The organism is Hyalangium gracile (assembly GCF_020103725.1).
Taxonomy (GTDB): Bacteria; Myxococcota; Myxococcia; order Myxococcales; family Myxococcaceae; genus Hyalangium; species Hyalangium gracile.
Genome location: NZ_JAHXBG010000019.1, coordinates 194,348 through 208,643 on the forward strand (window position 1 = coordinate 194,348; position 14,296 = coordinate 208,643).

The following is a 14,296-nucleotide window of genomic DNA, read 5'->3' on the forward strand; positions in this document are numbered from 1 at the left end:
CTCCTCGGAAGACTGCGTGAGGGGTTGGAGCAGCAGCCTCAGCGAGGCGAGGGAGAGGTGGGGCCTTGTCCCGCGGGCCGGGACGCCTGGCTCACCTCCACGCGGGTGCCCTCGACGAGCTCCCTCGCCGAGCCCAGCAGCACCACGTCCCCCGCCTGGACGCCGGAGCGCACCTCGACCTGCTGCGCCACCTCGTCGCGCAGCCCCAGCGTCACCGGGACGCGCTCCACCTTGCCGTCGCGCACGCGCAGCACCGAGGGCTGCACGCCGCGCAGCTCCACCGCCCCCACGGGCAGCGCCAGCGCCTCCTTGGACTCGGAGGCCACCCGCCCCTGCGCGAACAGCCCGACCAGCAGCGTCTGCTCCACGTTGGGGATGGTGACGTAGATGCGGACCTGCCCGGTGGCCGGGTCCACCGCCGGGTTGATGCGCTCAATCTCACCCGAGAACGTCTGCTCCGAGCGCCCGGGCAGGCGGAAGGTGACGGGCGTCCCCGTCTGGACGCGCCCCGCGTACTCGGCGGGGACCGACGCCTCCAGCTCCAGGCTCGTGGGGTCCACCACGGTGAGCAGCGGCGAGCCCGGCTGCACCACGTCCCCCGCGTTCGCCTGGCGCTCGCTCACCACGCCGTCGAAGGGAGCGATGATGCGCGTGCGGCCCACCTGCTCGCGCATCAGCGCCAGCCGGGACCGGGCCTCCGAGAGCTGCGCCTGGGCCTGGTGCCGCGCGAGCTGCGCCCGCTCGAAGTCCCGCTGGGTGATGACGCCCGCCTTGGCGAGCTTCTCGTTGCGCTCCTCCTCCGCGAGGGCCACCTGCAGCGCGTTCTCCGCGACGGTGGCCGCCGAGCGCGCCGCGAAGAGCTGATCCTGCAAGGCCACGTCATCCAGCCGCGCCAGCAGCTGCCCGCGCTTCACCGGCTGGCCCTGATCGATCTTCACCTCCAGTACGGGGCCCGCCACCTCGGCCCGCAGGGTGGCCGCCTGCCGTGCGCGCAGCGCGCCGGAGATGACCGGCCCGCTCCGCAGCTCCCGCGGCTCCACGCGCGCGACGTTCTCCGCGCCCAGCGTCACCGATGTGGCCTCGGGCTCCGGGGGGGCCGCCTCACCCCGTTGCCCGTTGCAGCCCACCAGACAGGCGGCGATCAGGACGCCCCACACGCCGCATGCCCGCCTGCTCGCTCCGAAGGTGTCTCTGTGCGTGTTCGGCACCTGTCGCATCGCCGATGTCCCCTGTCTCCGGCCTGTTCGCGGTCAGTAAAGACTCAGGCTTCAGATAGTGAGGTGCCAGCCATCCGCACACGGTGCGTCATGCGCTTGCCAGCACGTGGACGGATCGAGCGTGCACCGCGTCCGGCGGGAGACAGCCCTCCCTCCCTCGGGTCCCACGCGCCTCGCGGTCGGCAGCCTCCACTCCCAGCAGCCCGCGCAGGGGCGCTCCGCCACCTCCTGTCGCGAGAAAAGGGAGGGGCTCCCGAGCACACGCGCCGTGCGCAGGGGAGCCTCTTCACTTCAGCGCTGGAAGCCGCGCGCCAGGAGCTACGGCGTCTCGCTGATCAGCAGCGTGTTCGCGGAGAAGCTCGTGCCGCAGCTCGTCACCAGGCGGCCATCCGCGCACTGGATGGGAGCCGTGGCGCGCGTCTGCGAGGTGAAGCAGCTGGCGCCCTGCGCGTTCCACTCCGCCTCGGGGGTCCAGGACTCGGTGTCCGTCTGGACGTTGAGCGAGTCGTAGAGGTTCACCCACTTGCCATCCTGGGTGTACGAGGTGCCGTTGCCGCAGAAGTCCGCGCGGATCATCCGCGTGCACGTCTGGTGGTAGTCCTCCAGGCTCACCCCGTTCACCGACTGCCAGGGCTTGTAGCCGTAGTGCACGCACTTGGCGATCGCCGCGCCCTCGCAGGCGAAGGTGAAGGCCGTGGCGTCGTGAATCTTCGAGCCGCCGCCGCTCACGCCCTGGCGGTAGTCCCAGCGGTTCTCCAGCGCGATGGCGCCGGCCGGCGAGCCGTCCGCCCCGGTGCAGATGGGGTACCACTTCATGTCCGTCGGATCCTGGAACGAGACCTTGTAGCTCCACACGTCCTGCTGGGCGCCCGAGCCCGGAATCACGCTGTCGACGCGCAGCGTCACCGTGCCGCCGTTCTCCAGGTTCCCCACGAACTGCATCCCCTGGAAGTCCACGCCGGACAGCTCGTCGGTATCCAGCAGGCCGTGCAGGGTGGAGCCCTCCAGCCACACCTCATCCAGCGGACCCATGCCCGTGCGCTTCGCGCCCGCATAGCTCACCGACACCAACCGCTGGTTCAGCGTCGGGCCGTTGAGCTGGCTGCCGTTGAGCTGGCTGCCGTTGAGCTGCGAGCCATTGGCCACCACCAGCGCCGCTTCGGTGGTCCCCACGGAAGGCTCGAAGGCCGAGTCCTGATCCGAAGTCCCACACCCCACCACCAAGGCGCTCATGAGAGCCGCCACCGCCACATGCTTCGTACCCATGGAAACCTCCCGGCCTCACCACGGCGGGACGGTGTGCAGCGGTACTCATAGGGACAAGGCGTGCGGGCGATCTTGCCCGGACGCAGCGTCCAGTCATGGGCACTTGATGTGGCCGTTTGGACAACTCCGAGGGCCGATTCGTTCACCACTCGCCAGAATGCGAGCAGGGCCACCAAAGAATTTCAGGAATTCAATGTATTACTAGGGCAAATCTGCACAGACGCGCATCCCGAGGGTCTGATCGCGCAGGCTGGACTCGGGCAGCTCCCGGTTGGTGGAGTGCGCGGAGATGTCCCCGAAGTAGTAGCTGCCGCCGCGGGCGACGGGCTTGCCGGGCTCGGTGGCCGAGTAGGCCCACTCCCACACGTTGCCGGCCATGTCGTCCACGGCGAAGGGGCTGCGCGAGGCGGGGTGGCTGCCCACCTCGTCCGGGCCAAAGCCTCCCGGCTGCTTGCCATAGGTGACGTCGATGTTGGCGTCATCCGGGCCGAGCCGATCGCCGTGGGGGAACTCGCGCCCGTCAGCGCCTCGGGCGGCGTGCTCCCACTCCAGCTCGGTGCACAGCCGCGCGCCGGGCACGCGGCCCGAGTCCGCCAGCCACCGGGCGTAGGCCTTGGCGCTCTCGAAGGAGATGCCGGAGACGGGCATCTTCAGCCAGTCCTGCTCCTGGCGCCGGTCCCGGTTGGCGTAGCGGACCTTCTGCCCGGCCCGCGCCTCGTAGGCCACGGAGCTGGGCTGCAGGCGCAGGTGCCACACGCCGTTCTTCTGCTCCAGCCGCATCTGACCGTGGAACACGGGCCCCACCGCGGGGATGTGGGCCTCGCGCTCCTTCGGGGGCAGGGCCTCGAGGAAGGCAATCCAGTCGGCGAACGTCGTCTCGTGGCGGGAGATGAGCACGCCGGGCACTTCCACCTCGTGGATGGGCAGGGCGTTGAAGAAGCGGCGCACGCGATCATCCGCGGCGCTGCCGAAGAGCATCTTCCCGGGAGGCACGTAGGCAAAGCCCTCCGGCACCGTGCCCTGACGCAGCAGCGGCAGGGACACCCGGCGCTGCTCGCCGCGCGTCAGCCGCAGGGGCAGCACGGCCGGCTCGTGGTTGGGAGCGCTGGCCCGCAGCCAGTAGCTGCCCGGCGGCAGCGGGCCTTCCCGCCAGGAGCCCGTCACCTCCGACAGGGGCTCGCCCACCGAGGGCCGGCCCTCGCCGTCGTACGAGACGGGGCGCACCTCGAGCTGGGCGCCCGGCGCGCCGAGCTCCACGGTGAGGTGCGCGGGCTCGTTCCACTTCCGCATGTGGCTGCCGTCCTCGTCGTAGAGGCGCAGGCGCTGCAGCAGCGTCGGCAGCAGGGACAGCTCCCCTTCCTCCTCGGACAGGCGCGCCCGCTCATAGAGGTAGCTGGCCAGCAGCGTCCGCGCCTCGTGCCGGTCCGGGGCCAGCCACAGCGCGCGCTCGATGTACTCCGCCACCTGGTCGAAGCGGTGGTGCACCTGCGGGCGCTGGGCCTTGGCCCGAGCCCACGCCGCGTCTCCCTCCACCTTGCGGCCGGAGTCGTAGTGGCCAAAGGCGGTGGCGCGCTCGGCGCTCAGCGCCTCATGGTCCTGGCGCGCCATGCCGAACTCCGCGGTGGCCAGGGTGAGCTGCTCCTTCACCTCTTGATCCAGCTGCCAGCGCTCGCGCAGGCGCCCGCCGCCGTAGACGAGCGACAGCAGCACGAGGAAGCCCGCGGCCAGCGCCCGCCGCGCCCGGCGGCTGCGCACCACGGTGCGGCGCGAGGCCTCGAGGAAGTCCTGCTCGCGGCGCGTCAGCTCGCCCGGATCCAACACCGCCGTCTCGGCCAGCTGCCGGGTGCCCCAGAGCACGTCTCGCGTGTGGCCCAGGCGCTCCCAGTGCGCGGCGGCGGCCTCCAGGCGGGACTGCACCTCGCGGCGCTCGGCGGCCTCCACCAGCCAGCGGGCCAGCGTCTTCCAGCCGGTGACGAGCGCCTCGTGGGCCACTTCATAGGAGGTGCCCTCCTCCGCCTCGCGAGCCACCAGCAGGCGCGCGCGCACCAGCGCCTCCAGCGCGGCGCGGTAGCGAGGGTCGTCTCCCACCAGCTCCCGGTCCGTCTTGCGCGCGCGCGTGCCGTCCGCGGTGATGAGGCGCAGCAGCACTCCGCGCGCGGCCACGCGCTGATCCGGCAGCAGGCTGTCCACGGCGGCGTCCGCGTGCCGCGCGAGCGCGCCCGCCACTCCGCCCAGCCCGTCCAGCGCGGCCTGGGTAATCACCTCGGCGGCCTTGTCGCGCGCCTCCCACAGCTCGGCCAGGGCGAACTGGAGCAGCGGCAGTCCACCCTCGGTGGCGGCGGTGGCGGCCACCAGCGTGTCCACCAGCGCCTCGGACTCGAAGCGCACGCCCTTCACGCGCGCCGGGCCGACGATGGCCTCGCGCATCTCCTCCGGCGTCAGCGCGCGCAGCAGGTAGAGCGCACGCGGCACTTCCGCGCCCAGCCCCGCCACCGACGTCAGCCGGGTGAGGAAGTCGCTGCGGCCGGTGGCGAGCAGCCGCACGCCGGTGACGCCCTCGGCCAGCTCGCCCAGCGCGATGCCGGCCTGCGTGGCCTCCTCGGGGCTGGAGAGCGTCACCAATTCCTCGAGCTGATCCACGTAGAGGATGAGCCCGTCCTTGGCGCCGAGCTTCGCGCGCAGCCGCCGGGCCAGCCCCGCGGGCTCCGCGTGGAGGAACTCGGCCAGGGGCTCCTCCTCCATCTCCAGCACGGGCGCCAGCGCGGCGGCGAGCGCGGCCACCGGGCGGCGGCCAGGCACCAGGCGCACGCTCCGCCAGCGCCGCCCATCCTCGAGGGCGCCCTCGGTGATGAGGGGGATGACGCCGGCCAGACACAGCGAGGACTTGCCCACGCCCGAGTCGCCGGTGATGAGCAGGAAGGGCTCGCCCTTGAGGCGCTCCAGCACGGCGCGCTGCTCGCGGCGGCGGCCGAAGAAGAGGGCGCGGTGCTCGGCCTCGAAGGCCTGCAGGCCGCGGAACGGGTTGCCCTCGGGGATGGCACCCGCGGCGCCGTCATCCCGGCCGAGCTGCTCCAGCGCGTCCAGCATCGCCGCGGCGGAGGCGTAGCGCTCGGAGGGCTCGCGGCGCAGGCAGCGATCGATGACACCGGCGAGGCCCGCGTCGATTCCGGGCGCGGCCTCGGCCAGGGGACGGGCGTCCCGGGAGCGCACCGCGTCGGACAGCTCGCGCCAGGGCACGTCGCGGAAGGGGCCCTTGCCCGCGCACAGCTCGTAGAGGACGACGCCCAGCGAGTACACGTCACTGCGCGCCGTGAGCTCCTCGCCGGCCCAGGCCTCTGGCGACATGTAATAGGGCGTGCCCACCAGCGCGCCGCGCGGCAGCGAGGGCAGGAAGACGCCGTCCAGCGAGCGGGCGCCGAAGCCCGGGCTGGCCTCGGGATCCAGGTCCGCGGGCAGTTCGGGTGGGTGGGGGGCTCGGGGCGGGCGCTTGCCGTCCTCGGTGGAGGCCGTGGGGTCCAGCAGCTTGGCCAGGCCGAAGTCGAGCAGCTTCACCTCGCCGCTCTCGGTGAGCACGGCATTGCCGGGCTTGATGTCGCGGTGGAGCACGCCGCGGCGGTGGGCGGCGCTCAGGCCGCGCGCCAAGTCCTTGCCGATGGACAGGGCGCGCTCGGAGGGCACGGGCTTGGCGAGCCGGTCCAGGCTGACGCCGCGGATGAACTCGGAGATGAGGTACGGCTGATCCTCCAGCTGCCCCACGCGGTAGAGGGTGACGACGTTGGGGTGCTGGATGCGGGCGGCGGCGCGGGCCTCCACGAGGAAGCGGGCCAGGGCGTTCTGGCCCAGCGCGGGGATGAACTTCACCGCGACGGGGCGCTCGAGCAGGGTGTCGTGGGCCAGGTACACGCGCCCCGTGCGCCCGCGGCCGATGAGCCGGACGAGGCGGTACTCGTCGAACTCCTCGGGCGGAGTCCACGAATCGGGGGGCGTGAGGGAGGCGGGAGAGGCCACGATGGGTGCCTACGCGCCCGGACCTCGGCAATCAAGCCGCCCCGGGAGCCATTGCATGCAAGGAAGCTAGCGCTTGTCCTTCGGCTTGCTGGGCTTGAGCATGTTGCGGATCTTGTTCTCCAGGTCCTGTGGCAGACAGGGCTTGGCCACGAACTCGTCGGCGCCGGCCTCCTTGGCATGGTTCTCGCTGCCTGCGAGGACGTGGCCGCTGAGGGCCATCACGGGGATGTCGCGGGTGCGATTGTCGCCTTTGATGAGGCGGGTGGCCTCCCAGCCGTCCATGACGGGCAGGGACAGGTCCATGAGGATGATGTCGGGAGAGGCCTCCTGGGCCTTCTCGACGGCTTCCTGGCCATTGCGAGCTGTCTCGACCTGGAAGCCCGCGAACTCGAGGTATTCGGCGTACATCTCCCGGGCGTCGTCGAAGTCGTCTACGACGAGAACGCGCTTCTTGGAGGATGAGGGCTCAGCGCTTGCACCCTCATCGACAGGGGGAAGGGCTTTCGTGGCCGACTGGCTCATGGCGCGGGGGCTCTCCAGCGAACAGGGAAAAACGGGCGGGGATCATTCTATACACGGTCCGGCCCGAGTGCCCGGTCCCCCCCGGAGATTGGGAGTGCACCGCCGCGCTGTAGGTCTGTCCGGAAAACGACACCGCCCCCAAGGAGCCAGGCTCCCAGGGGGCGGCAGGGCTGGGTTCAGCCCGGGTTCGACGCGGCTTACGGGGCCGGAGGCGGGATGTTGCTCGTGGGGAGGATGTTCCCGGTCAGCTCCACCGTCTGAGGCACTCCCCAGATGCTCGCGTAACCGCTCGTCGCAGGCTCGGTGATGTTCGCGAACGTGACCTTCAGCGAAATCTGAGCCGACGCCGGGCTCAGGGGCTGGGTCCCCGTATAGGTGAAGCTGTACCGCGTGGTGTAACCCGAGCTGTAGATGGTGAAGACCGGCTTGTCCGCGGGCGTCTTGGTCTGGATCGGAGCCAGCGGCTCACTCGCGGTCAGCAGGAAGCCAGTCCCATCCTTGTTGCCCACCTCTCCACCGACGTCGCCAACAACCCCGCTGCTATTGATGTCAGCATCGAAGAGGACGTGGGCGCTCTCGCTCCCATAGCGGCCCATCGCCTGGTTGAAGACGACATACACCGTCTCGCCCGGATCCAACCGTCCGTTGACGTTCGCGGGGCTGCTCGGCGGCCTGTCCTGGAACCGGATGCTCTCGATGGAGATGTTCGGCGGGCTCGCCGCATCACCGCCAAAGAAGGGGACCGTCTTGGAGTACGAGCCGCCACCATTGGCCGAACCGTTGAGCGCGACCGCGCGGATATAGAGGTTGTACTCCTTGCCGACCTGGATTCCCTGCGTCGGCGTGAGGGTGAGGACCGTGTTCCCCTGGCTCAGCGTCTTGGTGACGCCCTGGGAGACCGAGCCGTACTCGTCCGTCAGGCCCACGATGACCGAGTTGGCCTGCACGGCCTGGTTGAAGACGATGTAGATGTTCTCACCCGGCCTGACCATGTTGAACAGCGGGTGGGCGAAGGAAGGAATGGGACTGGTCGTGCCCTTGAGAGAACCGACGTTGCTGTGGGTGACCGAGAGCGCTCCCGCGGTCGCGTACCCGTAGGGCAGGCTCTCCGTCTTGACGGTGCCGCCCGTGAGCAGCGTCTGGGCATCGTAATAGGTGTACAGACCGCCGGTCTCGAACACGCCGTCACCGTTGGCATCCAGCGGGGACACCGAGAGCCGGTACTCCCCATTGAGCCGCTGGGCCTCGATCGGCGTCGGCACCCGGTCGAAGGTCAGCACGCCCTGAGCATCCGCCACCGCCTCCACCACCACCTTGCTGGAGGTCTCCTCGGAGAGCCCGAAGAGGACCACACCCGCGGGATCCACCTCGAGGGTCGCCCGAGCGCCCTCGGCGGGACGACCCGTGGGGCCCACGAGGAGGACCTTCACCTGGCCATTGAGCTCGCTCAGCAGCACCGGGCCAAAGCTCGCGTTGCCGTTGTTGATGGGGACGTTGCCCGCCGAGTTCGGAATGATGGAGGAGGCGCGAAGCGACGCGAAGCCCTCCTTGGCGAAGGTCAGCAGCACCTGCGCACCCGCCGGCACGTCCGTGAACGCGAAGTTACCGCTGTCATCCGCGGTGACCGTCTTCGGGGCCGCGCTGCCGATGGTCAGCGTCACGGCGGCCCCCGGCAGAGGCTTCTGCTGGGTCGTCAGCACCTGGCCGGAGATCGTCCCCTTCGGAGTCGCGGGCACCACCACCGAGACGTTGTTGGGCTCCTGCACCCCGTCCGCGATGCCATCCCCGTTCGCGTCCTCCGGGTCACCGCAGCCGATCACCATGGCCGACACGAGGGCCATCACCAGCTTCTTCATCGTCCCCACCTTTAAAGTTTTTCTGAAGAGTCAGCGCCGCGACACTGGCGGCGGGGGCACACTCTCCGACTCAGGCCCGGGACGTCAAGGTGGTGACAGCCGGATCAACCCATCACGTCCCTGGGAGCAGCCCGGAAGGCCATGCCCTCCGCCCGCAGCCCCCGTCTTGATACGGTTTTCCCTTATGGACGTGAACGACCCATGCCTCGGCTGCGCCATCGTCCGGGGAGCCACGCGCCCCCCCGGCGGCATCATCGCCCGTGCTCCCGGGCTGGTGCTCCACGGCGTCGCCGCTCCCAGCCCCGTGCCGGGCTGGGTGGTCATCTCCAGCGAGCGCCACCTCCGCGCCCTCTATGAGCTGGACGAGGCCGAGTCCCGGGAGCTGGGCGCCTTCGCCGCCCGGGTGATGCGCGCCCAGCGCGAGGTGCTCGGCGCCGAGCACGCCTACGCCTTCGCCATCGGCGACGTGCTCCGCCACTTCCACCTCCACCTCGTGCCTCGCTTCCCGGACACGCCCCAGCGCCTGTGGGGCCGCGCCGTCTTCGATGCCCCCTCGGCCGAGCACCGCTCCCCCGAGGAGCTGGAGGCCGCGGCGAAGCGCCTCGCCGCCGCGCTGGCCACCGGGCCCTGAGCGCTCCCGAGCCTCCCCTGCCCGCCTGCCTGCCCTGGGCGGGGTGGATTTCCAGGGTCGCCCCGTGGACCTCGTCCCTCCGGGTAGGGAGAATGCCGGCGCTCCCATGTCCTCGCTTCGCCCTGTCCTGCTCGCCCTGTCCCTGCTGCTCGTGCCCTGGCTGGCGCGGGCCAACAACACCGCGGACGAGGCGGACGTCGCCTTCGAGCTCGGCAACGAGGCCTACTCGAAGGGCAACTACAACGAGGCGCTGCGCTCCTACTTCACCAGCTACCGCCTGGTCCCCAACCGCAACGTCCTCTTCAACATCGCCCGCTGCTACGAGGCGCAGAACCGCTTCAACGAGGCCTACCGCTACTACAACGACCTGCTCGCCGGAGAGCCCCTCCCGGACGACGACGCCGCCGAGGTCCGCCGCGCGCTGGAGCGGCTCCGCCCCAAGGTGGCCCTCGTGCGCGTGGCCACCACCCCCGAGGGCGCCGAGGTCTACATCGACCGCACGGACCTGGGCAGCCGCGGGCGCTCGCCGCAGACGCTCGCGCTGTCCCCCGGCCGCCACAAGGTGATGGTGAGGAAGGAGGGCTACCGCCCCGCCGAGGCCTCCGTCGTCGTCTCTCGCGGCCGCTCCGTCTCGCAGGAGTTCGAGCTGGCCCTCATCACCGGCACCGTGGAGCTCACCGGCACTCCCGCGGGCGCCGAGGTGCGCACCGCCCCCGACGGCGCCGCGCTCGCCCAGCTGCCCGGAAAGCTGGACCTGCCGCCCGGCCAGCACGTGCTGTACGTCCGCGCTCCCGGCCACGCCCCCGCTCAGCTCGTCGTGGAGGTGCCCGCAGATGGCGTGGTGAAGGTGCCCGTGGCGCTGGGGACCCAGGCACGGCCCACCGGACGCCTCGTCGTCACCGCCAACCGCGAGAACGCCACCGTGCGCGTGGACGGCAAGCCCGCCGGCTTCACCCCCACCGTCGTCACCCTGCCCGAGGGCGAGCACATCCTCGAGGTGGAGAGCCTCGAGGTGCGCCCCCTGCGCCAGGAGGTGCAGGTGGTGGCCGAGCAGGAGCTCAAGGTCCACGCCGAGCTGCGCTATGCGCCCCCGCCCGTGCGCGCCGCCTCCAAGGGGCTGACGTCCGTGGACGAGGCCCCCGCCTCCACCACCGTGCTCACCCAGGAGGAGCTGCGCTCCTTCGGCTGGCGCAACCTCGCCGAGGCCCTCGCCGGCGTGCGCGGCTTCTTCCTCTCCAACGACCGCACCTATACGTACGTGGGCGTGCGCGGCTTCTCCCCGCCCGGAGACTTGAACACCCGCATCCTCATCCTCTGGGACGGCCACGCGATGAACGACGTGTGGGCCGGCCAGGGCTACGCGGCGCATGACTTGTCGGTGGACCTGGAGGAGGTGGAGCGCATCGAGGTCGTCCGCGGCCCCGGCAGCGCGCTGTACGGCACCGGCGCCTTCTTCGCCGTCATCAACGTGGTGCCCCGCGAGTCGCTGGGCACCGAGCGCCACGTGGAGGTGACGGGCGCGGTGGGTGCGCTGGGGACGGTGGGCCTGCATGCCTCGGCCGGCTGGGAGGACGGGTTGGACCGCTCCGTGCTGGCGTCCGCCGCGCTGATGCGCGCCACCGGTGCCGAGACGACGCTGTTGGACCCCAGCACGCGCGTGGCGGGGCTGGACGGCGAGCGCGCCCTCAGCGGCTCGGTGTACGCGCGCTTCAACCACCTCACGCTCATGGGCCGCCTCAACAGCCGGGTGAAGGAGATCCCCACCGGCCCCTTCGGCAGCGTCATCGGCGCCAAGGGCACCCAGTCGCTGGACACGCGCGGCTTCCTCGAGGCGCGCTACGAGCGGCCCCTGAGCGACACCATCAACCTGTCCCTGCGAGGCTCCTTCGACATGAGCCGCTATCGCGGCGACCGCATGTACAACGACGAGGACGGCGACGGCCTCATCCGGGAGACCGAAGGGGGCCGCGCCGACTGGCTCTCCGCCGAGGCCCGCGTGCGGCTGGGCCTGTTCGACGGCAACCACCTCACCGTGGGCCTGGAGGGCCAGGGGCAGATCCGCGTGGAGCAGGAGACGTACGGCCCGGGCGGCGGCATACCGCTGCCCACCAAGACACGCACCCTGCTGTCCCTCTACCTGATGGACGAGTGGCGCCTGCACCCTCGGCTGAGCCTGTCCGCGGGCCTGCGCGTGGACAAGTACCTGGACCTGGACGCCCTGCCCATCACGCCGCGCGTGGCCCTCATCGGGCGCCCGTACACCCGGGGGCTCACCAAGCTGGTCGCCGGCCGGGCCTTCCGCGCCCCCAACGTCTACGAGCTCTTCTACGAGGACTTCCTGGTCACCCAGCGGCCCGCCGAGGAGCTGGGCCCGGAGACCATCACCACCTTCGAGCTGGAGCACTCGCACGACCTGACGGACGAGCTGCGCCTCACCGTGGCGGGCTACCACAACCGCATCTCCAACCTCGTGACGCTGGCGACCGACGAGCTGCCGGTGCCCCGGTGCGGCGACCCGGTGGGCACGGCCCAGTGCTTCATCTTCCAGAACAGCGGCACCGAGACGCTCGCGTGGGGCGCCGAGGCCGGCGTGCACTGGCAGCCCGGCCGCTTCCTGCTGGTGGACCTGAGCTACTCCTACGTCAGCCTGCTGCACGTCCTGGACGAGGTGCAGCACGCCAAGCCCAACCACATCGTCTCCGGGCGGCTGCTGCTGCCGCTGGGTACCGGCGAGGTGCGGCTGGCCGCGCAGGCCACCTACCAGAGCGCCCGCAACAGCGGCGCGGACGCCCCGGAGGTCGGCGAGGCGGTGCTGCTGGGCGTGGGCCTGTCCGGCGAGTTCTCCCGCTTCCGCTACTTCGCGGGCGTGCAGAACCTGCTGGACGAGCAGTACCAGCTGCCCGTGAACTCGGAGACGTCCGCGATGCCCGTCCCCCAGTACGGCCGCACCTTCACCCTCCAGCTCACGGGGACCTACTGAATGGGGACCCTGACGGAGGCTCGGGAGGCGGCACGCCAGGTGACCGATGCCCTGGTGCGCGTGGCGTACCGTGGCGCCTACTCGCTGGCCATGGCGTACTGGTTCGTGCGCCGCCCCTCCGCCGAAGGCGTCCTCGTCGGCGTGTGGCACGGCCGGCGCGTGCTGCTCCTGCAGAACTCCTACAAGCGCTTCTTCAGCATGCCGGGAGGAGGCGCCCACCCCGGCGAGTCCCACGTCCAGACGGCCCTGCGCGAGCTGCGCGAGGAGGTGGGCCTCACCTGGAGCGCCTCGCAGCTGCGCCCCGCCTTCGATGTGGTGGACCTGGGCGAGTTCAAGCGCGACCACGTCTTCTTCATGGAGCGGGACGTGGACGCCGAGCCCGCGCTCACCATCGATCGCCGCGAGGTGGTGTGGGCCGGCTTCATCGACGTGGACTCCGCCCTCCAGCTCCCGCTGACTCCCACGGTGCGCGCCTACCTCACCGATGCCGCGCGGCGTCGCGCCAGCCCCACCTCCCAGGACTGCTGATGGACGACACCGAGCTGCTCTTCATCCAACCCGGGCACACCCTCTACCCGGAGGAGCTGGAGCTGCGCTACCGCGTGCTGCGCGAGCCGCTGGGCTTTCCCCGCTCCGCCGTCACCTTCCCCTTCGAGGCCCAGAGCCTCCACCTCGTCCTGCGCCAGGGCGCCACGGTGCTCGGCTGCGTCCTGTTCAATCCCGAGGACGCCCACGGGGGCCGCCTCTTCCAGATGGCCGTCAGCCCCCCGCTCCAGGGCCGGGGGCTGGGTGCGCGCCTCGTCATCGCCCTGGAGGAGGAGCTGCGGCGGCGCGGCTTCACGCACGTGCACCTCCATGCCCGGGCCAACGTCGTCCCCTTCTACGAGCGCCTGGGCTACGAGGTGTACGGCGAGCCCTTCACGGAAGTGAACATTCCCCATCGCCACATGCGCAAGTCGCTCGCCTCATCTATCCTCCCGGGGCGGAGGAGCCAGGAGGCATGACGGGGACCGCAGAGCGAAAGCTGGCCGCACGCACGCAGGACTTCCTCGAGCTGCACCAGCGCATCCGTTGCATCGAGGACCAGCAGGCCCATGACGCCCTGCTCGAGGAGCTCCAGCACCCGTCGCGGCCGTACATCGTCTCGTTCGTCAACGCGCACGCGGCCAACCTGGGGTGGAACACCCCCGGCATGGTGCAGAGCCTGCTGCGCTCGGACCTGCTGCTGCGCGACGGCATCGGCGTGAAGCTGGGGCTGAAGGCCTTCGGCCGGCCGCACGGCCTGAACATGAACGGCACGGACTTCATCCCCCGGATTGCCCGTGCCTACAAAGGTCGTCGCGCCGCCCTGTTCGGCACGCAGTCGCCCTGGCTCGACACGGCGCGGCAGAGACTGGAGGCCGACGGCCTGGTGGTGGTGGCCTGCCATGACGGCTTCTCCCCACCCGAGACGTACCTGGAGCTGGCCGCCGAGACGAAGCCGGAGCTCATCCTCCTCGCCATGGGCATGCCCAAGCAGGAGGACATCGCTGTCCGGCTGCGTGAGCGGCTGTCCCACCCCTGCCTCATCGTCAACGGGGGCGCCATCCTCGACTTCCTGGGAGGCAAGGTCACCCGCGCCCCCGAGCTGATGCGAAACACGGGCCTGGAGTGGATGTATCGCCTGTACTTGGAGCCCAAACGCCTTGCCCGACGCTATTTGTTGGGTATCCCCGTCTTCTTCTCCCACGTGGCCGTGACGCGCCTGGTCGGTCGCCAGGTATCCGAGAGTGGTGAGCAGTCCCGGTGACCCCCCCCTTGTGGCGCGCGGTAAAGT

At 70.9% G+C, this 14,296-nt stretch carries 10 protein-coding genes; 5 read left to right on the forward strand and 5 right to left on the reverse strand.

Annotation, left to right across the window (positions count from 1 at the left end; all coding sequences use genetic code 11):
• Nucleotides 1-38 precede the first annotated feature (38 nt).
• From KY572_RS32555 to KY572_RS32575, 5 genes are all read right to left on the reverse strand, one after another.
• On the reverse strand, nt 39-1,157 hold the full coding sequence (locus KY572_RS32555; RefSeq protein WP_224247545.1) for an efflux RND transporter periplasmic adaptor subunit: 1,119 nt from the start codon (nt 1,155-1,157) through the stop codon (nt 39-41).
• A 378-nt stretch (nt 1,158-1,535) separates the two neighbouring features.
• The gene (locus tag KY572_RS32560; RefSeq protein WP_224247546.1) at nt 1,536-2,483 is read right to left on the reverse strand and encodes an ADYC domain-containing protein; all 948 of its coding nucleotides are present in this window, start codon (nt 2,481-2,483) and stop codon (nt 1,536-1,538) included.
• 201 nt (nt 2,484-2,684) lie between these two features.
• Nucleotides 2,685-6,491, reverse strand: coding sequence for an nSTAND1 domain-containing NTPase (locus KY572_RS32565; protein WP_224247547.1), 3,807 nt, complete (start codon nt 6,489-6,491; stop codon nt 2,685-2,687).
• Between the two features lie 66 nt (nt 6,492-6,557).
• A complete protein-coding gene (locus KY572_RS32570) occupies nt 6,558-7,013 on the reverse strand; it encodes a response regulator (protein WP_224247548.1) in 456 nt (151 codons plus the stop codon).
• Nucleotides 7,014-7,210: 197 nt separating this feature from the next.
• Nucleotides 7,211-8,869 (reverse strand): carboxypeptidase-like regulatory domain-containing protein, encoded by a 1,659-nt coding sequence (locus KY572_RS32575; protein ID WP_224247549.1) that lies wholly within the window; start codon nt 8,867-8,869, stop codon nt 7,211-7,213.
• A gap of 184 nt (nt 8,870-9,053) precedes the next feature.
• Between KY572_RS32575 and KY572_RS32580 the strand changes: the two genes are divergently transcribed.
• The 5 genes from KY572_RS32580 to KY572_RS32600 all read left to right on the forward strand — a co-directional run bounded on the left by KY572_RS32580 (nt 9,054) and on the right by KY572_RS32600 (nt 14,269).
• Nucleotides 9,054-9,500, forward strand: coding sequence for an HIT family protein (locus KY572_RS32580; RefSeq protein ID WP_224247550.1), 447 nt, complete (start codon nt 9,054-9,056; stop codon nt 9,498-9,500).
• Nucleotides 9,501-9,606: 106 nt separating this feature from the next.
• On the forward strand, nt 9,607-12,480 hold the full coding sequence (locus KY572_RS32585) for a TonB-dependent receptor domain-containing protein (protein WP_224247551.1): 2,874 nt from the start codon (nt 9,607-9,609) through the stop codon (nt 12,478-12,480).
• Nucleotides 12,481-13,008, forward strand: a complete 528-nt coding sequence (locus KY572_RS32590) for an NUDIX hydrolase (protein WP_224247552.1) — start codon at nt 12,481-12,483, stop codon at nt 13,006-13,008.
• The gene (locus KY572_RS32595; RefSeq protein WP_224247553.1) at nt 13,008-13,484 is read left to right on the forward strand and encodes a GNAT family N-acetyltransferase; all 477 of its coding nucleotides are present in this window, start codon (nt 13,008-13,010) and stop codon (nt 13,482-13,484) included. Before KY572_RS32590 ends, KY572_RS32595 begins: the two co-directional genes overlap by 1 nt.
• The gene (locus KY572_RS32600) at nt 13,481-14,269 is read left to right on the forward strand and encodes a WecB/TagA/CpsF family glycosyltransferase (protein WP_224247554.1); all 789 of its coding nucleotides are present in this window, start codon (nt 13,481-13,483) and stop codon (nt 14,267-14,269) included. Before KY572_RS32595 ends, KY572_RS32600 begins: the two co-directional genes overlap by 4 nt.
• Nucleotides 14,270-14,296: the final 27 nt, after the last annotated feature.

Excerpts from the sequence above, each read along its gene's own strand:
- KY572_RS32600 (WP_224247554.1), top strand. The coding sequence starts at position 13,481 with ATGACGGGGACCGCAGAGCGAAAGCTGGCCGCACGCACGCAGGACTTC.
- KY572_RS32575 (WP_224247549.1), bottom strand. The coding sequence starts at position 8,869 with ATGAAGAAGCTGGTGATGGCCCTCGTGTCGGCCATGGTGATCGGCTGC.
- KY572_RS32585 (WP_224247551.1), top strand. The coding sequence starts at position 9,607 with ATGTCCTCGCTTCGCCCTGTCCTGCTCGCCCTGTCCCTGCTGCTCGTG.
- KY572_RS32580 (WP_224247550.1), top strand. The coding sequence starts at position 9,054 with ATGGACGTGAACGACCCATGCCTCGGCTGCGCCATCGTCCGGGGAGCC.
- KY572_RS32570 (WP_224247548.1), bottom strand. The coding sequence starts at position 7,013 with ATGAGCCAGTCGGCCACGAAAGCCCTTCCCCCTGTCGATGAGGGTGCA.
- KY572_RS32595 (WP_224247553.1), top strand. The coding sequence starts at position 13,008 with ATGGACGACACCGAGCTGCTCTTCATCCAACCCGGGCACACCCTCTAC.
- KY572_RS32590 (WP_224247552.1), top strand. The coding sequence starts at position 12,481 with ATGGGGACCCTGACGGAGGCTCGGGAGGCGGCACGCCAGGTGACCGAT.
- KY572_RS32560 (WP_224247546.1), bottom strand. The coding sequence starts at position 2,483 with ATGGGTACGAAGCATGTGGCGGTGGCGGCTCTCATGAGCGCCTTGGTG.